At 71.6% G+C, this 17178-nt stretch carries 20 protein-coding genes and 1 pseudogene; 10 read left to right on the forward strand and 11 right to left on the reverse strand.

The features are described 5' to 3' along the window. Positions 1–17 precede the first annotated feature (17 nt). The 3 genes from ACR68M_RS24575 to ACR68M_RS24585 are packed head-to-tail and all read right to left on the reverse strand — an operon-like array spanning position 18 to position 1488. Entirely contained in the window at positions 18–275 is a 258-nt protein-coding gene (locus tag ACR68M_RS24575; RefSeq protein ID WP_441246272.1) for a hypothetical protein, read from the reverse strand. Continuing rightward, positions 276–1130 (reverse strand): Scr1 family TA system antitoxin-like transcriptional regulator, encoded by an 855-nt coding sequence (locus ACR68M_RS24580; protein ID WP_441246273.1) that lies wholly within the window; start codon positions 1128–1130, stop codon positions 276–278. Positions 1131–1143: 13 nt separating this feature from the next. Further along, positions 1144–1488, reverse strand: a complete 345-nt coding sequence (locus tag ACR68M_RS24585) for a DUF6879 family protein (protein ID WP_441246274.1) — start codon at positions 1486–1488, stop codon at positions 1144–1146. 280 nt (positions 1489–1768) lie between these two features. On the opposite strand from ACR68M_RS24585, the gene ACR68M_RS24590 reads away from it, so the two are divergent. After that, positions 1769–2230, forward strand: a complete 462-nt coding sequence (locus ACR68M_RS24590; protein WP_441246275.1) for a VOC family protein — start codon at positions 1769–1771, stop codon at positions 2228–2230. A gap of 47 nt (positions 2231–2277) precedes the next feature. Continuing rightward, positions 2278–2916 (forward strand): GNAT family N-acetyltransferase, encoded by a 639-nt coding sequence (locus tag ACR68M_RS24595; protein WP_441246276.1) that lies wholly within the window; start codon positions 2278–2280, stop codon positions 2914–2916. Here the strand turns inward: ACR68M_RS24595 and ACR68M_RS24600 are convergent. The 5 genes and pseudogenes from ACR68M_RS24600 to ACR68M_RS24620 all read right to left on the reverse strand — a co-directional run bounded on the left by ACR68M_RS24600 (position 2826) and on the right by ACR68M_RS24620 (position 6390). Beyond that, a complete protein-coding gene (locus ACR68M_RS24600) occupies positions 2826–3137 on the reverse strand; it encodes a hypothetical protein (RefSeq protein WP_441246277.1) in 312 nt (103 codons plus the stop codon). The two genes, ACR68M_RS24595 and ACR68M_RS24600, sit on opposite strands and share 91 nt — an antisense overlap. A gap of 4 nt (positions 3138–3141) precedes the next feature. Beyond that, a complete protein-coding gene (locus ACR68M_RS24605) occupies positions 3142–3753 on the reverse strand; it encodes a hypothetical protein (protein WP_441246278.1) in 612 nt (203 codons plus the stop codon). After that, the gene (locus ACR68M_RS24610; RefSeq protein ID WP_441246279.1) at positions 3750–4145 is read right to left on the reverse strand and encodes a hypothetical protein; all 396 of its coding nucleotides are present in this window, start codon (positions 4143–4145) and stop codon (positions 3750–3752) included. The genes ACR68M_RS24605 and ACR68M_RS24610 overlap by 4 nt, the downstream gene beginning before the upstream one ends. Positions 4146–4260: 115 nt before the next feature. Next, positions 4261–4942: pseudogene (locus ACR68M_RS24615) on the reverse strand (PhzF family phenazine biosynthesis protein). Positions 4943–4986: 44 nt separating this feature from the next. Then, a complete protein-coding gene (locus ACR68M_RS24620) occupies positions 4987–6390 on the reverse strand; it encodes an FtsW/RodA/SpoVE family cell cycle protein (RefSeq protein ID WP_441246280.1) in 1404 nt (467 codons plus the stop codon). Between the two features lie 226 nt (positions 6391–6616). Between ACR68M_RS24620 and ACR68M_RS24625 the strand changes: the two genes are divergently transcribed. Together ACR68M_RS24625 and gcl are read left to right on the forward strand one after the other, a co-directional pair. Beyond that, on the forward strand, positions 6617–7537 hold the full coding sequence (locus ACR68M_RS24625; protein WP_441246281.1) for an undecaprenyl-diphosphate phosphatase: 921 nt from the start codon (positions 6617–6619) through the stop codon (positions 7535–7537). A 290-nt stretch (positions 7538–7827) separates the two neighbouring features. Continuing rightward, the gene (gcl, locus tag ACR68M_RS24630) at positions 7828–9606 is read left to right on the forward strand and encodes a glyoxylate carboligase (protein ID WP_441246282.1); all 1779 of its coding nucleotides are present in this window, start codon (positions 7828–7830) and stop codon (positions 9604–9606) included. A gap of 99 nt (positions 9607–9705) precedes the next feature. Here the strand turns inward: gcl and ACR68M_RS24635 are convergent, their stop codons facing one another. Further along, positions 9706–9960, reverse strand: a complete 255-nt coding sequence (locus ACR68M_RS24635) for a DUF4190 domain-containing protein (RefSeq protein ID WP_441246283.1) — start codon at positions 9958–9960, stop codon at positions 9706–9708. Positions 9961–9993: 33 nt separating this feature from the next. Then, the gene (locus tag ACR68M_RS24640) at positions 9994–10146 is read right to left on the reverse strand and encodes a hypothetical protein (RefSeq protein WP_441246284.1); all 153 of its coding nucleotides are present in this window, start codon (positions 10144–10146) and stop codon (positions 9994–9996) included. A 115-nt stretch (positions 10147–10261) separates the two neighbouring features. Between ACR68M_RS24640 and ACR68M_RS24645 the strand changes: the two genes are divergently transcribed. The 5 genes from ACR68M_RS24645 to ACR68M_RS24665 all read left to right on the forward strand — a co-directional run bounded on the left by ACR68M_RS24645 (position 10262) and on the right by ACR68M_RS24665 (position 15082). Further along, positions 10262–10894 (forward strand): TetR family transcriptional regulator, encoded by a 633-nt coding sequence (locus ACR68M_RS24645; protein WP_441246285.1) that lies wholly within the window; start codon positions 10262–10264, stop codon positions 10892–10894. A 117-nt stretch (positions 10895–11011) separates the two neighbouring features. Continuing rightward, positions 11012–11839 (forward strand): S1 family peptidase, encoded by an 828-nt coding sequence (locus ACR68M_RS24650; protein ID WP_441246286.1) that lies wholly within the window; start codon positions 11012–11014, stop codon positions 11837–11839. A gap of 100 nt (positions 11840–11939) precedes the next feature. After that, positions 11940–12566, forward strand: coding sequence for a TetR/AcrR family transcriptional regulator (locus ACR68M_RS24655; protein WP_441246287.1), 627 nt, complete (start codon positions 11940–11942; stop codon positions 12564–12566). Then, positions 12550–14184: an acyl-CoA dehydrogenase family protein gene (locus ACR68M_RS24660; RefSeq protein ID WP_441246288.1), complete on the forward strand. Its 1635-nt coding sequence runs from the start codon at positions 12550–12552 to the stop codon at positions 14182–14184. Before ACR68M_RS24655 ends, ACR68M_RS24660 begins: the two co-directional genes overlap by 17 nt. Then, positions 14177–15082: an amidohydrolase family protein gene (locus ACR68M_RS24665; protein ID WP_441246289.1), complete on the forward strand. Its 906-nt coding sequence runs from the start codon at positions 14177–14179 to the stop codon at positions 15080–15082. The genes ACR68M_RS24660 and ACR68M_RS24665 overlap by 8 nt, the downstream gene beginning before the upstream one ends. Before the next feature lie 26 nt (positions 15083–15108). On the opposite strand, the gene ACR68M_RS24670 is transcribed toward ACR68M_RS24665, so the two are convergent. Further along, positions 15109–15591: a hypothetical protein gene (locus tag ACR68M_RS24670; RefSeq protein WP_441246290.1), complete on the reverse strand. Its 483-nt coding sequence runs from the start codon at positions 15589–15591 to the stop codon at positions 15109–15111. Between the two features lie 323 nt (positions 15592–15914). Between ACR68M_RS24670 and ACR68M_RS24675 the strand changes: the two genes are divergently transcribed. Continuing rightward, a complete protein-coding gene (locus ACR68M_RS24675) occupies positions 15915–17171 on the forward strand; it encodes a choice-of-anchor A family protein (RefSeq protein ID WP_441246291.1) in 1257 nt (418 codons plus the stop codon). Positions 17172–17178: the final 7 nt, after the last annotated feature.

The following is a 17178-nucleotide window of genomic DNA, read 5'->3' on the forward strand; positions in this document are numbered from 1 at the left end:
GTCCAGCTGAGAATGATCTACTGCTGAATCTCGGCGGCTGGGGTCGTTGGAGGCCCGGCCAGCAGGTGGTCGAAGAGGCCGGCCGCGAAGGCGTCCTTCAGGGCGGTCAGTTCCTCGGGGGTGCCGACCAGTACGTTGCGGGGGTTGTTGACGTTCGCGAGGGCGATCCGGCCTCTTGTGTCGGTCTCGGCGAGCACGAAGCCTGTGCCCGTGTGGTCGGCTGCTTCCCAGTGCAGGCCGGGGTACCTCTTCGGGTAGTACTCGACCCAGGACACCTACGCCTCCTCTGGCTCGGGGTGGAAGTCCACCCAGACCCGCTGCCATCGTTCGGTTCTTCTGTGCCCGTAGCGGTAGCCCTGCCAGAGCACCGCGTACACCTGCATCAGGAGTTCGTCGGTGTCGATCGAAGGGCACCGGACCGACACCCGGAAGTCACGGCTGTTCTCGACCCGGGTGATCGACGGCGGGTAGCCCAGCAGCCGTTCGAGCTCCCCGGCGGCCGCGCGGACAGGCTCCGGCGGGTCGATCATCGCGATGAGGTGCCCGAGCTGTCCGGCCATCACATCGACGCTACCGATCAGCGTGCGGAGTACCCACTCCTCAATGAGGATCGCGAAGCGATGATGCCCTGTGTGGAGGACCTTCCGGCGCTCCATGCGGACGGCGACAGCCTCGTCGACATCGTCATGCACGCCCCGGAGTGCCACGATGGTCTCCAGCACAGCCCGGGTGTGTCCGGGCGTCTGGAGCAGCCCGGGGACCACCCACGACTGGTACATCCGGAAGCGGCGTGTCCGCTCGAACAGTGGCAGGACGGCTTCCTGGGCGCGCTTCAGCCCAGAGCGCTCGATGCGGCGCCACTCGATGTAGGCGCCCTCGATGCCCCGTGCCGTGGCAATCAGGTCTACCGCCTGCTCGGGTACCCCGCAGTGCAAGGTCCAGGTTCTGATGTCCGTGTCCGACGGCGCAGCATGCCCGTGCTCGATGCGCGAGCACTTCGACTCGTGCCAGCCGGCCAGCCGCGCGAGGGCCCGCGCGCTGAGCGAGGCATCCTTTCGGATGTCACGCAGGCGCAGGCCCAGGGCGCGGCGGGCTTGTTGGATGCTGGAGGGAGCGAGGTTGGCGGGCATCGTGGTCGACCGGTCAGCGCGGCCGGTACTCCTCGTGCGGGATGGATCGGTCCCAGACCGCTTCGAACGCGGCGGCGCACAGTTCGCTGACCGCCGGGTCCGTGATCAGCTCGTGGTCCGTGAAGTTGCCGTCACCGTCGAAGTGGTTGAGCAGCAGCGTGGCGCTGTCGAACAGCCAGAAGTCGTTGCCAGGCAGGGCGAGATCGGTGGCCCGTCGGCGCGGCAGCCAGCGAACCTGCTCACCGGCGGCAGTGTTCCCAGCGGTGACGTCGTACTCGAAGCGGACGTAGGCGCTGATGGGCTCGGAGACGATCCTGGCCCGGCGCACGCTGACTCCGCGCCCGGTCGTGGCGGCCATGATCCGGTCTGGCAGGGCATCCGCAGTTCGACCGGAGCGTCGAGACGCTGCGCGGTGCCGGTGTGCGGGTGCTGCTCGGGGAGGCCGAGTTCGTGCCGGGCGCCCCGAAGGAGAGCGATCGGGCGCAGTACCCGTGGGATGTGGCGCTGGCTGCGATTGAGCAGGCCTGGTCGGAATCGGCGTAGTGCCGGATGGCGGACCCGGCTCTGTCCGCGTCGGATGTCAGAGTGGGCTTCAGGGCCCGGCCGGGCCCTGAATCTGCTGTGAACGGAGCACACTGATGAGCCGCCACGTCCAGATCACCTTCGATGCTCACGATCCGAGGGCGCTGTCGTCCTTCTGGCGCGAGGCCTTGGGTTACGTCCACCCCGCCCCGCCCGGGGTCGAGTTGGCGGAGGGGGCCGATCCGCTGGCTGCGTGGGACGAGTTCCTTGCGCGGGTCGGGGTGCCGGAGGAGGAGCGCAACTCGCGGTCGGCCATCGAGGACCCGGAGGGGCTCGGCCCGAGGGTGTTCTTCCAGCAGGTGCCGGAGGGCAAGGTCGCCAAGAACCGGGTGCACCTCGATGTGCGGGCGGCCCCCGGGCTGCTGGGAGCGGAACGGATGACGGCGCTGGAGGCCGAGTGTGAGCGGCTCGTCGGGCTGGGGGCGACGCGGGTGCGGCGCTACGAGCCCGCTCCGCCGTTGGGCGCCGGTCACATCGTGATGGCCGACCCGGAGGGCAACGAGTTCTGCCTGGACTGATGTGGCGTCACCGGTGCGGAACCCACGGGAATTGGGATGATCGTCCGATGAGCGATGTGGTGATCAGGGAGCGGCGGAGCGGGGATCTGGCCGGGTGTGTGGCGGCGTTGGTGTCGGTGCATGCGGTGGACGGGTACCCGGTGGTGTGGCCGGGGGAGCCGGAGGGGTGGTTGACGCCGGTGGGGGCGGTCGGTGGGTGGGTGGCTCTGGTGGGGGAGGAGGTGGTGGGGCAGGTGGTGCTGTGCCGGGCCGGGGTGGAGCTGGCCGGGCGGGTGGGCCTGCCTGAGGACGGGTTGGCGGCGGTGGCGCGGCTCTTCGTGGGGGTGGCGGCCCGGGGGCGTGGGGTGGCCGGGCTGCTGTTGGCGCGGGCTGCGGCCGAGGCGGCGGGGCGTGGGCTGCGGCCGGTGCTGGAGGTGGAGACCCGGGCGACGGCGGCCGTCGCGCTGTACGAGCGTGCCGGATGGCAGCTGGTCGGCACCGAGGTGGCCGACTGGCGGCGGCTGGACGGCAGCGCCGCGCACGTGCACACGTACCTGGGGCCCGCCTGCCGTCAGGGCGCCGGTGATCAGGGCGCCGGTGATCAGAGGGTCGGTGATCAGGGGGCCAGCGAGGCGAACCAGGTGGGGAAGTCCGGGGCCTCGGTCTCGAAGTCGTCCGGGTCGAGGTCACCGAAGTCCGAGGAGTAGACGGGCGAGTGCGGGTCGCCTGCGCGCAGCAGGAAGCCGCGGCCCCCGCTGTCGTCACCGAAGAGCAGGAACCCCGGAGCGTACCGGGCGACTTCGTAGGTGGTGTTGCGCTCGCCGAGGTCCTCCGGCCCGTAGACGGCCACACCGGAGGCGGTGAGCAGCCCCCCGCCGGCCCGCCACAGGACCAGTAGGGCGGGCGGCAGGAGCGCGGGCTCGGTCACGAGGTCAGCGGACGGCGGCGTGCAGCAGGCTGGCCAGGGAGCGGACTTCGCCGGCGGTGACGTAGGTGGCGCGGGCGAAGGAGAGCTCGGTGGTGCGGGGCTCGGCGGTGGGGCAGGGCGTGCCGGGGTGGCCGGCCAGCTCGTCGGCGAGGCGTTCCATCTCGGCGACGCGGGTGTGCTGGAGGCGATTGAGGCGGGCGATGAGGTAGCGGGTGCGGAGGTCGAGCGGGCCGACGGCATCTCGGAGGGCGGCCATGGCGGGGGGCCACTCGGCGTGGAAGTACTCCAGGAAGCCCCGCAGTTCGTACTCGGCCGACACACGGTAGTCGTGGGCGGTCGGGCCGGTGGCGGAGTTCATCGCCTCCAGCGCCTCCTTGGCGGCCAGGATGCGGCCGAAGGAGGCGTGCAGGAACTCCGCCAGCTGGTTCCGGGCCTTTCGGGCCGTCGCCTCGTGCTCGGTCAACTCCTCGGCGGAGGCCGGGGTGTAGCCCGGACCACGGTGGGTCGCCGCGTCGAGGACACGGCCCCAGGTGCCGGTGCGCGGGCTGCTCTCGGCCGGACGGAGGTCGTAGCCGGGGCCTCGTCGGGCGAGTACGTCGGTGAGTTGACCGGTCATAGCTGGGCACCGCCTTCAAAGATCTTCGCCGTGGTCAGGTCTTCGTGCGACTCTCTTCCCCTCGGGATGCCGTGGGGTCTGGCCGGGGAGACTTGCTCCGGGGAGTACAGCTGCGGGCCCATGCTCTGCCACTTGTCGAGGATCGCCGGGGCCCCGGCCCCCACGATCATGGCGCCGAGGGCGCCCAGTTGGCCGGAGGCCGCGAGGCCCCAGGCGACGACCGAGCCGAGCACCACGCGGATCACCTCGCCCGTCAGGTAGAGCCCGAAGGTCGGACCGTTCCTGACCCGCCAGGGCCAGCGCCGCTTGCCCTGGATGAACCGGTAGAGGGTCAGGAGAGATATCAGACCGCCGCCGACTGCTCCGTACAGAAGCATCTGCCAGTGGGGCATGCTGCTCCGTCTCCCTTCGTCGGCCCGCACAGAAAGGCTAACTCCGGGTGGCCTGACTGTCATTCAGACTACCCATGGTAGCTGAAGGTAACCGGGTGCACTGGCATGCTCACCGTCAACATCGGTCGGCCGGGGCGACGCGGCCGCCGAGCGAGACGAGCGGGGCGGGGCCGGAGTCGTCGTAGCGGGTGAGGAGTTGGGAGCCGACGCCCTGGCGGATGTCGAGCCCGCGCCGGAGTTCCGCGGTCAGGGCGATGGCGGCAGCGCCGGTCGCCTCGTCCTCGGCGATGACGCCGTCCGGGCGGCGGGGGAAGCCCCGGGTGCGGACGCGGCCGGCGGGCTCGTCCAGCCAGGACCACGCGTACAGCCAGCCTTCGCCGGGCGGCGGGGCCGGGAGGGCTTCGACGTCGGCGGGGGAGGGGTACTGCTCGGTGCGGCGGCCGGTGGCCCAGGCCGGGTCGGCGCGCAGCCAGGTGAGGCCGTCGGAGACCCAGGTCGGGACCGGCCCGGCCGGCGGGTGCAGGGCGGCGGGCTGGTGGCCGCGCCGGGCCAGGGCCCAGGCCGTGCCGATCAGCGGGTGCCCGGCGAAGGGCAGTCGGAGCCCCGGGGTGTAGATGTCGACCAGGCCGCCCGCCGGGTCGTCGACGAACACCGTCTCGCTGAAGCCGAGTTCCAGGGCGAGCTGCTGCCGGGCCTCGGTGCCGGGGACGGACGCCCCCGTCGTGGACGACGCCCAGCAGGTTGCCCCCGGTGCCGTCCGGCCCGACGAAGACGCGCAGGATCTCAAGATCGCTCATGCACCGATCCAAGCAGAGCCGACGACAGGCTGGGGCCCGGGGCTTCAGGCCGTGAGGACGGGCTCCGCCGCCGGGGCCGGTTCGAGGGCGGTGCGGCCCGCCGCGTCGCTGAGCTTGACGAGCAGGGCGACCAGCAGCCAGTTGGCCAGCAGGGAGGAACCGCCGGCGGCGAGGAAGGGGAGGGCCTTGCCGGTGAGCGGGATGAGGCCGGTGACGCCGCCGACGACGACGAAGACCTGGAGGGCGATGGCGGAGGCCAGGCCGCTGGCCAGCAGCTTGCCGAAGGGGTCGCTCAGGGCGACGGCGGTGCGCAGGCCGCGCTGGATGAGCAGGGTGTAGAGGAGCAGCACGGCGGTGACTCCGGCCAGGCCGAGCTCCTCGCCGATGGTGGTGAAGATGAAGTCGCTGCGCCCGGCGAAGCTGATCAGCCAGGGTCGGCCCTGGCCGAGGCCGGTGCCGAGCAGGTGGCCGGTGCCGAAGCTGAACAGGGCCTGGGCGGGCTGGTCGGAGATCAGCGCCTTGTCGTGGACGGGGAGGTAGATGTCGAGCGGGTGCAGCCAGGCCTCGACGCGGCCGTGCACGTGCGGCTCGACCGAGCCGACCACCGCTGCGCCGCCGACGGCCATCAGCAGGCCGAAGACGACCCAACTGGTGCGTTCCGTCGCGATGTAGAGCATCACGATGAAGACACCGAAGAAGATCAGCGAGGTGCCGAGGTCGCGTTCGAAGATCAGCACCAGCAGGCTGATCACCCAGATCGCCAGCACCGGCCCGGCGTTGCGCCCGCGCGGCAGGCTGAGCCCCCAGACCTTGCGTCCGACCAGGGCGAGGGCGTCCCGGTTGGCCATCAGGTAGCCGGCGAAGAAGATCGTGATGGCGAGCTTGACGAACTCGTCCGGCTCGAAGGAGGGCATCCCGGGGAGTTTGATCCAGCGCTTGGCGCCGTAGCTGTCGGTGGGGGAGAAGACGGGCGCGGCCAGCAGGATGAGCGCGCCGACCATCAGCACGTAGACGTACCGCTGGAAGAACCGGTGGTGCTTGACGAAGACGATCAGCGCGGCCGCCGCCAGCACCGCGATGAACATCCACATCACCTGGGAGGGCGCGCTCGGGAACCGCTGGTAGGTGCTCTTGTAGACCAGGGCGTACGAGATGTCGAGCCGGTGCTGGAGCATCAGGCCGAAGCCGCTGAGCAGCACGGCGATCGGCAGGATCAGCGGGTCCGCGTACCGGGCGAACCGCCGCACCGCGAGGTGGGCGGCCACGGCGCACGCGGTGAGGCTGCCGCCGATGCCGGCGAGACTGCCGGGGATCCGGTCATTCATCGTGATCTCGGTGGCGACCCAGCCCGCCAGGCAGATGGCGACGGCGAACAGGACCAGGCCCAGTTCGAGGTTGCGATGGTTCCCGGAGCGGCGACGCCCCTCGGCCCGCAGGCTTTCTCGCATGTGAACTCCCCCCAGGGGCGTCGACGGCAGATCCGGGAATTTTTGCACGGCGCGGCCGGGGCCGGGAGGGGCGGCCCGGAGCCTCGCCCCGGATGAGGCGTCGGTTAACCCCCGAGGGCCAGTGGGTGAACACTCGTACGGACTCGACGATGCGTCTACAGGGCCGTAGTAGGTTCGGGGGGCTCCCGCCCTCGTGCCCTCGGCCTGCCACTGGAGAAGCGCCCCGATGTCTCTCTTGACCTACCCGGAAGCCATCGGCGTCGGACTGCTCCAGGGGGTCACGGAGCTCTTCCCGGTCTCCAGCCTCGGCCACAGCATCCTGGTGCCCGCGCTGCTCGGCGGCCACTGGAAGCAGGACCTCGACGTCGCCGGTGAGAACTCGCCCTACCTGAACGTACTGATCGGCCTCCACCTGGCCACCGCGTTCGCGCTGATCGTCTACTTCCGGCGGGACTGGGTCCGGGTCGCGCGGGGCTTCTACACCTCCGCCCGCGAGCGCCGAATAGAGACGGTCGAGCAGAAGCTGGCCTGGCTGCTGGTCGTCGGCACCGTCCCGGTCGGCATCGCGGGCCTGGCGCTCGACCACGTCTTCCGCACCGCGCTCGGCAAGCCCGTGCCCGCCGCGATCTTCCTCACCCTCAACGGCCTGGTGCTGTACGGCACCGAGCGGCTGCGCCGGGGTGGCACCGGCCGCCGCCGTGCCGGAGCGGCCCCCGGGCCGGGTGAGGAGCAGCTGAGCCACGAGGAGCTCTCGGACCGCCGGATCGCGCGGCTCGGCTTCGGTGAGGCCCTCCGGATCGGCGCGGCCGAGATCCTCGCGCTGTTCCCCGGCATCAGCCGCTCGGGCGTCACGATCAGCGCCGGCATCTTCCGTGGCCTCTCGCACGAGGACGCGGCCCGTTTCTCCTTCATGCTGGCGACCCCGGTCATCGCCGCCGCCGCCCTGCTCAAGGTCCCGGCCCTGCTCGGCCCGGCCGGGGACGGCATCCGTGGCCAGGTGCTGGCGGGCAGTGTGGCGGCCTTCTTCGCCGGGTACGTCGCGGTGCGGTTCCTGACCAAGTACTTCGAGACGAAGACGCTGACGCCGTTCGCGATCTACTGCACCGTCGCCGGGCTCGGCAGCCTCGCGTACCTCACGTTCGTGTAGAGCCTTCACCGCAGGTCCCGCTGTGGCGGGGGAGACATCCGTCTCCCCCGCCATTTTTGCGTTCCCAGAGCCTGGACGAGCCCCGGAAGGGCCGCCGGTGCGGCCCGCCCGGCGAGACGCCCCTTGACGGCTGCGCGAGGCTCGGCTTACGTTGCTTCCGCATACCAAAACTAGCATTCCGCATCGTGGAAGTGACTGCCAAGGGTTCTCGCAAGTTCGAGACCCGAGGAGTGAGGCCGCGAGCGGGGAGAGACCCCCGATCACCACGGGCTGACCGCAGGAGTAACCCGATGCCTCGTATGACAGCCGCCCGCGCCGCAGTTGAGATCCTCAAGCTCGAAGGCGTTGAGGTCGCGTTCGGCGTGCCGGGCGCTGCGATCAACCCGTTCTACGCCGCGCTCAAGGCGTCCGGCGAGATCCGGCACACGCTGGCCCGCCACGTCGAGGGCGCGTCCCACATGGCCGAGGGCTACACCCGGGCCAAGGCCGGCAACATCGGTGTCTGCATCGGTACGTCCGGCCCGGCCGGCACCGACATGATCACCGGCCTGTACTCGGCGATCGCCGACTCGATCCCGATCCTCTGCATCACGGGCCAGGCGCCGGTCGCCCGCCTCCACAAGGAGGACTTCCAGGCGATCGACATCGCCTCGATCGCCAAGCCGGTCACCAAGGCGGCGACCACCGTCCTGGAGGCCGCCCAGGTCCCCGGCGTGTTCCAGCAGGCCTTCCACCTGATGCGCTCCGGCCGTCCGGGCCCGGTCCTGATCGACCTGCCGATCGACGTCCAGCTGACCGAGATCGAGTTCGACCCGGAGACGTACCAGCCGCTGCCGGTCTACAAGCCCACCGCGAGCCGCGCGCAGGTCGAGAAGGCCATCGCGATGCTGCAGGCCTCGGAGCGTCCGCTGATCGTCGCCGGTGGCGGCATCATCAACGCCGACGCGCCCGAGCTGCTGGTCGAGTTCGCCGAGCTGACCGGCGTGCCGGTCATCCCGACCCTGATGGGCTGGGGCATCATCGCGGACGACCACGAGCTGAACGCCGGCATGGTCGGCCTCCAGACCTCGCACCGCTACGGCAACGCGACCTTCCTGGAGTCGGACTTCGTCCTCGGCATCGGCAACCGCTGGGCCAACCGCCACACCGGTGGCCTGGACGTCTACACGGCGGGCCGCACGTTCGTCCACGTCGACATCGAGCCGACCCAGATCGGCCGGATCTTCGCCGCGGACTTCGGCATCGCCTCGGACGCCAAGGCCGCGCTGGAGCTCTTCGTCGAGGTCGCCCGCGAGCTCAAGGCCGCCGGTCAGCTCAAGGACCGCAGCGAGTGGGCCGCCTCCGCCCAGGAGCGCAAGGCGACGCTGCAGCGCAAGACGCACTTCGACAACGTGCCGATGAAGCCGCAGCGCGTCTACGAGGAGATGAACAAGGCCTTCGGCCCGGAGACCCGCTACGTCACCACCATCGGTCTGTCGCAGATCGCCGGTGCGCAGATGCTGCACGTCTACAAGCCGCGCCACTGGATCAACTGCGGCCAGGCCGGCCCGCTCGGCTGGACCATCCCGGCCGCGCTCGGTGCCGCCACCGCCGACCCGGAGACCCCGGTCGTCGCGCTCTCGGGTGACTACGACTTCCAGTTCATGATCGAGGAGCTGGCCGTCGGCGCCCAGCACAAGATCCCGTACGTCCACGTGCTGGTCAACAACGCCTACCTGGGCCTGATCCGCCAGGCGCAGCGCAACTTCGAGATCGACTTCCAGGTCAACCTGGAGTTCGAGAACCTCAACTCCCCGGAGCTGGGCGTCTACGGCGTCGACCACGTCAAGGTCGCCGAGGGCCTGGGCTGCAAGGCCATCCGCGTCACCGAGCCGGACGCCCTGCTGCCCGCGCTGGAGGAGGCCAAGAAGCTGGCCGCCGAGTTCCGCGTCCCGGTCGTCGTCGAGGCGATCCTGGAGCGCGTCACCAACATCTCGATGGCGGCCGCCGACATCGACAAGGTCAACGAGTGGGAGGAGATCGCCACCGCCCCCGGTGACGCTCCCACGGCGATCCGCCCGCTGGTCTGATCGCTGCTGATCTGACCGCAGGATCCTGACGACGGCTCGGGCCCGGCTGCTCCCTCTTGGGGGAGCAGCCGGGCCCGAGCCGTCGGTGCGGTGCGGCCGTTATGCGCCGAGCTGCCAGATGGTGTGGTGGCTGCTCAGGACGGAGACCGCGAGCAGGGCCAGGTCGGCGGTGCCGAGCGCGAGGCCGAGCAGGGCGCGGCCCCGGCGGGCGGTGCGGCGGGTCAGCGCCAGGGTGCCGAGGACCAGGGCGCACGGGCCGAGCACCAGGTTGAAGACGAGGAGGCCGAGCAGGCCGAGGATGAAGGAGGCGACGGCCATCTGGTCGGCGTCCTCGATGGTCTGTCGCTTGGTCATGATGTCCATGGCAGGGACTCTCCGTGAGGGTGGTCAGCGCCGCTTGGCGCGGGCGAGGCCCTCGCGGGTGCCGAAGGCGAGCAGCCAGAGGGTGATCGCGGCGGTGGCCGCGAGGAAGACCGGGAGGGAGACGTGGATCGCGGCGCCCATGAGGAGGCCCATGGCGACGATGACGAAGAGCAGCACGGCCGGGTCCTTTGCGGGAGTTGGAGCAGGGTGATTTCAGCTGACAAGTGTTCGCTGACTTCCGGGGACCACTCTACGCTGGCGCAACTCGGCAAACAGTTGTTTACTGAATGATGTGAGTCACACCGCCGGTGCCCCCGGAGTCAGACAGGCCCAGAAGCAGCAGAGCCGCCGAGCCCTGCTGGACGCGGGCCTGCGCCTGCTCGAGCAGCAGAACCTCAGCGGCCTCGGCGTGCGGGAGGTGACGCGGGAGGCCGGCATGTCGCCGGCCGGGTTCTACCGGCACTTCCGGGACCTGGCGGAGCTCGGTGTCGTCCTGGTCGAGGAGTCGCTCGCCAGCCTGCACGTCATGATCCGGTCGGCGCTGGCCCAGCAGGGGGAGGCCGAGGCGCGGATCGACCGCACGGTCGCGGTGATCGCCGGGCACGTCCGCGAGCACCGGGCGCACGTCCGCTTCCTCGCGCGCGAGCGGCACGGCGGCGTGCAGGCCGTGCGCGAGGCGATCGGCGGTGAACTCCGGCGGTTCGCCGGGGAGGTGGGGGAGGTGCTCGCCGCGCAGCCGGTCTCCGAGGGGTGGAGCGCGGAGGAGATCCGGATGCTCGCCGGGCTGTACGTCGACCACATGGTCTCGACGGCCGCCGCCCTGCTGGACGCGCCGACCGAGGCCGAGCAGCGGCGGATCGCCCGGACGGCGCAGACGCAGCTGCGGCTGATCGGGGTCGGGCGCACCCACTGGCGCGACGGGTGACCAGGGTGGGTCTGACGTACTCAACTGGCAGTTGACGCACCGGTATTGACAGGGCGGCATGCTCACGCCAGCTTTGGGGGAACCCCCACGGGAACCCCCACTCCGAGAGGCACTCTCATGAAGAAGCCGCTCATCGGCGCGCTCACGGCCCTGCTGCTCGCCGGGGCCACCGCCCTGGCCGGAGCCGCCCCCGCCAATGCCGCGCAGGCCGTCACCGTCAACTACGCCGGTACGGTGGCGCTCAGCGACTGCTCCGGATCGGTGGTGCGGATGCCGAACTCCGTCGACACCGACCCGGCGCTCGTCCTCACCAACGGCCACTGCCTGGAGACCGGCATGCCGTCGCCCGGCCAGGTCGTCGTCGGCCAGTCGTCCAACCGCAGCTTCACCCTGCTCAGCGCGAGCGGCGGCCGGCTGGCCACGCTGCGCGCGACCAAGGTCGCGTACAGCACGATGACCGACACGGACGTGACGATCTACCAGCTGAGCAGCACCTACTCGACGATCAAGTCCCGTTACGGCATCAGCCCGTTGACCATCTCGACGGCGCACCCGACGGCGGGCGCCGCGATCAAGGTGGTGTCGGGCTACTGGAAGCGGACGTACTCCTGCAACGTGGACGGCTTCGTCTACCGGCTCAAGGAGGGCGACTGGACGTTCAAGGACGCCGTCCGCTACACCTCCAGCTGCAACACCATCGGCGGCACCTCGGGCTCGCCGGTCATCGACACGGCCACCGGCCTGCTCGTCGCGGTGAACAACACCGGCAACGAGAACGGTGAGACCTGCACCGTCAACAACCCCTGCGAGGTGGACCAGAGCGGCAACGTGACCGTCCACCAGGGCATCAACTACGCCGAGGAGACGTACGGCATCCCGGCCTGCTTCGGCGCCGGCAACAAGCTCGACCTCACGCTGGCGGGCTGCACGCTGCCGCGCCCGTAGGGCCGTAGGTACGGAGCAGTGCGAGCGGGTGGCGCGGGCCGGTGAGGTGACCGGCCCGTGCCCCTGTTCGAAGTACTGAATCAGTGCTTCAATTCTTGATATGGCATACCGACGCACCCCGGCCGTGCAGGCCCGGCTCGACGCGCAGCGCGAGGCCGTGCTGCGGGCCGCCGTCGCGCTGCTCGGCGAGCGCGGCTACGGCGGGTGCTCGATGGCGGCCGTCGCCCACCGGGCCGGGATGGCGACCGGCAGCATGTACCAGCACTTCGCCAACAAGGCCGAGCTCTCCGTCGAGCTGTTCCGCCTGGTGGTAGGGCGTGAGGTCGCCGCCGTGACCGAGGCGGCCGCCCGGGAGAGCACACCCCGGGGCAAGGTCAGCGCCGTCGTCGAGACCTTCGCCGCGCGGGCCCTCAAGGCCCCCCGGCTCGCCTACGCGCTGCTCGCCGAGCCCGCCGACGCCGTCGTGGACACCGAGCGGCTGGTCTTCCGCCGGGCCTTCCGCGATCTGATCGCCGAGCAGATCGCCGACGCCATCAGCACCGGCCAGCTGCCCGACCAGCGCGCCGAACTCACCGCCGCGGCCCTCGTCGGCGCGGTCGCCGAGGCGCTGGTCGGCCCCCTCGCCACCGGCTCGCCGCCGGACGACCTCATCCCCGCCATGGTCTCCTTCGCGCTGCGCGCCCTGGGAGCCCCGACCGTTGGAGAGCCCGATGCCGCCCACGCATGAAGTCACCAACCAGGTGCCCGACTTCCACGGCCAGGGCCATGACCTGGCCGAGGACCCGACCCTGCTCTCCGCGCTCCGCCGGGCCGGCGCCGACTGGGCCGAGCCCGAGCTGCACGAGCTCGGCCGCACGGCCGGCACCGCCGAGGCCGCCGAGCGGGGCCGCCTCGCGAACGAGCACCCGCCGGTGCTGCGCACCCACGACCGCTACGGCAACCGGATCGACGAGGTCGAATTCCACCCGGCCTGGCACGAGTTGATGGACACCGCCGTCTCGCACGGCCTGCACGCGGCGCCCTGGCGGGACGACCGGCCGGGCGCGCACACTGCCCGAGCTGCCAAGTTCTACCTCTGGGGCCAGGTCGAGGCGGGCCACAGCTGCCCGATCTCGATGACCTACGCCGCCGTCCCCGCACTCCGGGCCACGCCCGAACTCGCCGACCGCTTCGAGCCGTTGCTCGCCTCCTCGGTGTACGACTTCGGCCTGCGCGAGCCGGGCGGCAAGCGCGGGCTGATCGCCGGCATGTCGATGACGGAGAAGCAGGGCGGCTCCGACGTCCGCACCAACACCACCACCGCCATCCCGCAGAGCGACGGCACGTACCGGCTGGCCGGGCACAAGTGGTTCACCTCGGCGCCGATGTCGGACATCTTCCTCACCCTCGCCCAGGCGCCCGGCGGGCTGAGCTGCTTCGTGCTGCCCCGGGTGCTGCCGGACGGCAGCCGGAACCGCATCCTGATCCAGCGGCTCAAGGACAAGCTCGGCAACCGCTCCAACGCCTCCGCCGAGATCGAGTACGACGGCGCGGTGGGCTGGCTGGTCGGCGAGGAGGGGCGCGGCGTCCCGACGATCATCGAGATGGTCAACATGACCCGGCTCGACTGCACCCTGGGCGCCGCCTCCGGCATGCGGACGGGCGCCGTGCTGGCGCTCCACCACGCCACCCACCGGCGGGCGTTCGGCGCGGCGCTGGACGCCCAGCCGCTGATGCGCAACGTGCTGGCCGACCTGGTGGTCGAGTCCGAGGCCGCGACCGCCGTCGCGATGCGGCTCGCCGCCGCCACCGACCGCGCCCTGGCCGGGGACGAACAGGAGGCCCTGGTGCGGCGGTTGGGCCTCGCGGTGGCCAAGTACTGGGTCTGCAAGCGCGGCCCCGCGCACGCCGCCGAGGCGCTGGAGTGCCTGGGCGGCAACGGCTACGTCGAGGAGTCGGGGATGCCCCGGCTCTACCGGGAGGCCCCGCTGGTCTCGATCTGGGAGGGCTCCGGCAACGTCGCGGCGCTGGACGCGCTGCGGGCGATGGCCCGGCGGCCCGCGAGCCTGGAGGCCTTCCTCGGCGAGCTGGACGAGGCGGCCGGTGCGGACCGCCGCCTGGATGCGGCCGTCGCCTCGCTCCGCAAGGAGCTCGGCGACCTCACCGACCTGGAGTACCGGGCCCGGCGGCTCGCCGAGGCGATGGCGCTCACCTTCCAGGGCTCGTTGCTGGTGCGGCACGGCGACCCGGCGGTGGCCGAGGCGTTCTGCGCCTCCCGGCTCGGCGGCGACCACGGCGGTGCGTACGGCACGCTGCCGACCGGGGTGGACACCGAGGCGATCCTGGCGCGGGCCCGGCATGCCTGAGATCGCCGACGAGGCAGTCGAAGTCCGGGCGTTCTGGCAGGAGTTGGGCCTCCCCGGGCTGATCGACGTGCACACCCACTTCATGCCCGAGCGGGTGCTCGACAAGGTGTGGGCGTACTTCGACGCGGCCGGGCCGCTGACCGGGCGGCCCTGGCCGATCACCTACCGCGAGGAGGAGCAGCAACGCCTCGACCGACTGCGTGAGTTCGGGGTGCTCGCGTTCACCGCGATGCTCTACCCGCACAAGCCGGGGATGGCGGCCTGGCTCAACGCCTGGGCGGCGGAGTTCGCCGCCCGGACGCCGGACTGCCTGCACACCGCGACCTTCTTCCCCGAGGAGGGTGCCGAAGGGTACGTCGGGGAGGCACTGAGTAAGGGTGCCCGGGTCTTCAAGGCCCACCTCCAGGTGGGCGGTTACGACCCCGCCGACCCGCAGCTGGACGCCGTCTGGGGCCTGCTGGCGGAGAGCGGCACCCCGGTCGTCACGCACTGCGGCTCCGGCCCGGTGCCGGGCAAGCACACCGGCCCCGGCCCGATCGGCGCCGTCCTCGCCCGGCACCCACGGCTCCGGCTGATCGTCGCCCACATGGGGCTGCCCGAGTACGCCGACTTCCTCGACCTGGCGGCCCGGTACCCGTACCTGCACCTGGACACCACGATGGCGTTCACCGCCTTCACCGAGCAGATGGCGCCCTTCCCGCCCGACCAACTCCTGCGCCTGCTGGACGTCCAGGACCGGATCCTGCTCGGCACCGACTTCCCCAACATCCCCTACCCGTACGTCCACGCACTGCGGGCCCTGGCGGGGCTGGGGCTGGGGGAGGAGTGGCTGCGGGCGGTGTGCCACGACAACGCGGCGAGGCTGTTCGCCGTACCGGGGAGCGCCCGCGACCGGTAGCGAGCGTCAGGCGCAGGCGGTGAGCGTCAGGCGCCGGTGGTGGAGCCGGGGCGGACGACCATCATGACCGTCACCACGGCCCAGAGGAGGTTGAAGACGCCGGCCGTCATCGGCAGCCGCCGCAGGCCGCCCGTCGCGCGGGCCAGGCCGTCGGCCGGGGGCTCGTCGCCGAGGGCGTCGATCACGGCCTGCTGGGCCGGGTTGACCAGGAGCAGGAGGACGGCGGCGGCGAGGGCGGTGAGCACGGTCGCGACGATCAGCCAGGTCTGGTTCATGATGCCCATCACCTGCGCGGTGCCGATGCCGATCACCGGCACGGCGATGCCCAGCATGGCGTAGACCTGGGTGATCCGGTGCAGCAGCCGGACGGAGGCGGCGGCCGAGGCCTGGTCCGGGCCTGCGGCGAGGGCGACCTTGGCCCGTGCCGGGAACATGCTCACGGCGACGGCGACGGGGCCGATGAACAGGATGGCAGCCAGGACGTGCAGGCTCAGGAGGAGCTTGGCCATGGTGGAGGGCACCCTTCGGGGACGGCGGTGGCCGGGTGGTCCGGGCCGGGAGCGGCTCCACCGGCGGAGCCGCTCAGCACGCTAACACCGGCCCGGCGCGCCGCAGCGGCCGGGGCGGGGGTGGTGATCGGCTCCGCCGCTCGGGCGAATTGCCGCGTGGCGCGGGCACGGCTGCAGGGCGGGCGGGTGGGTGTCGCCTGTAATGGCTGGGGTCGGCTGCCCCTCTCCGGGCGGATCTGGTCCGGACCGGAAGGTTACCCGTGGCTCGCGCCGTACCCCGCCGTGTTGCTCGGCTGAGCTCAACCACGCTTCTGCGGCTGGGGGTGGTCGCGACCCTGGCGCTCGCGCCGGTCGCCCTCGGGCTGCCCGGCAGTGCGGCGCCGCTGCCGCCACCGCTGGGGGCCTGCTCCGGGCCGGACTGCCCTGCCGTCTACCCCGCCCCCAACAACGGTGACTTCGCCGGGCGGGACGCCTCGATCAACGTCTTCACCGGCGGCGACTACCTCGCCCGGGGGCGGGCGGCCGAGGTCGAGGGCAAGGTGGTGACCCTCGGCAGTCTGACAGTCGACAAGAACGGCGGCGGATCGTTCAACATGGGCGTCGTCGGGGTCGGCTCGCGGGTGCCGCCGCCGAGCGGCACGGACCATGTGACCGTCGGCGGTGACGTGACGGTGCAGCCCGGAAACAGCGTCCTCCTCGGCGGCTCCGACTCCAGGACCACGGTCTGGGGCAATCTCCGCTACGGCGGCACGCTCACGGGGACGGTGACGCCCACCCCCACCGGGCAGGCGATCAAGGACGCCGCCGCGGCTGACCAGTTCAAGCCACTGGTGACGGTGATCGAGAAGCTCTCCGCGTGCGCGGCCAAGACCGCCGTGACCGGCACGGTCACGCTCACCGCCAGCGACGCGACCTTCACCGGCGACGGCACCAGCGCGCGGCAGATCTTCAACGTCACCGGCGACCTGGCCGGCAGTTCGGGCGGTCAGATCGGTCTCACCTTCGCCAACATCCCGGCGGGGGCGACGGTCATCGTGAACATGCTCTCGCCCACCGCGCTGATCAACACCTACACCGGTACCGGCCTGCCCGGTGACCAACTGACCGACCTGCGGCCTGGGTTGGTGTGGAACTTCCCGACCGCGACGAACGCCGCGATCAGAGGCTCCGCCCAGTTCCAGGGCATGGTGATGGGCGGCAACCCGGCGGGCACGATGACCCTCTCCCAGCCCGGGGTGAACGGCAGGGTCTACCTCGCGGGCAACCTGATCCAGGAGGGCACCGGCGGCTACGAGATCCACGCGTACCCCTTCACCGGCGACTTCCCCGAGTGCGAGAGCCCCACCCCGACGCCCACACCCACGCCGACCCCGACCCCGACGCCCGGCCCGAGCGAGTCCACCACTGAGCCGGGGCCGACCGGGAGCCCCACCCCCGCCCCGAGCCGCTCCGGCTCGGGCGGCCCCGAGCTGCCCGAGACCGGCGGTGACCTCGCCCTCCCGGTGGGGCTGCTGGCGTCGGGCCTGCTGGTTTCGGGTGGCGTGGCCGTCCTGGTCTCCCGCCGCCGGGGCCGCCACTGAGAGACGG

The organism is Kitasatospora sp. McL0602 (assembly GCF_052076145.1).
Classification (GTDB): domain Bacteria; phylum Actinomycetota; class Actinomycetes; order Streptomycetales; family Streptomycetaceae; genus Kitasatospora.

Coding starts and splice junctions, on each gene's coding strand:
- ACR68M_RS24580 (WP_441246273.1), bottom strand. CDS start 1,130: ATGCCCGCCAACCTCGCTCCCTCCAGCATCCAACAAGCCCGCCGCGCC.
- ACR68M_RS24585 (WP_441246274.1), bottom strand. CDS start 1,488: ATGGCCGCCACGACCGGGCGCGGAGTCAGCGTGCGCCGGGCCAGGATC.
- ACR68M_RS24590 (WP_441246275.1), top strand. CDS start 1,769: ATGAGCCGCCACGTCCAGATCACCTTCGATGCTCACGATCCGAGGGCG.
- ACR68M_RS24595 (WP_441246276.1), top strand. CDS start 2,278: ATGAGCGATGTGGTGATCAGGGAGCGGCGGAGCGGGGATCTGGCCGGG.
- ACR68M_RS24605 (WP_441246278.1), bottom strand. CDS start 3,753: ATGACCGGTCAACTCACCGACGTACTCGCCCGACGAGGCCCCGGCTAC.
- ACR68M_RS24610 (WP_441246279.1), bottom strand. CDS start 4,145: ATGCCCCACTGGCAGATGCTTCTGTACGGAGCAGTCGGCGGCGGTCTG.
- ACR68M_RS24620 (WP_441246280.1), bottom strand. CDS start 6,390: ATGCGAGAAAGCCTGCGGGCCGAGGGGCGTCGCCGCTCCGGGAACCAT.
- ACR68M_RS24625 (WP_441246281.1), top strand. CDS start 6,617: ATGTCTCTCTTGACCTACCCGGAAGCCATCGGCGTCGGACTGCTCCAG.
- gcl (WP_441246282.1), top strand. CDS start 7,828: ATGCCTCGTATGACAGCCGCCCGCGCCGCAGTTGAGATCCTCAAGCTC.
- ACR68M_RS24635 (WP_441246283.1), bottom strand. CDS start 9,960: ATGACCAAGCGACAGACCATCGAGGACGCCGACCAGATGGCCGTCGCC.
- ACR68M_RS24650 (WP_441246286.1), top strand. CDS start 11,012: ATGAAGAAGCCGCTCATCGGCGCGCTCACGGCCCTGCTGCTCGCCGGG.
- ACR68M_RS24655 (WP_441246287.1), top strand. CDS start 11,940: ATGGCATACCGACGCACCCCGGCCGTGCAGGCCCGGCTCGACGCGCAG.
- ACR68M_RS24660 (WP_441246288.1), top strand. CDS start 12,550: ATGCCGCCCACGCATGAAGTCACCAACCAGGTGCCCGACTTCCACGGC.
- ACR68M_RS24665 (WP_441246289.1), top strand. CDS start 14,177: ATGCCTGAGATCGCCGACGAGGCAGTCGAAGTCCGGGCGTTCTGGCAG.
- ACR68M_RS24670 (WP_441246290.1), bottom strand. CDS start 15,591: ATGGCCAAGCTCCTCCTGAGCCTGCACGTCCTGGCTGCCATCCTGTTC.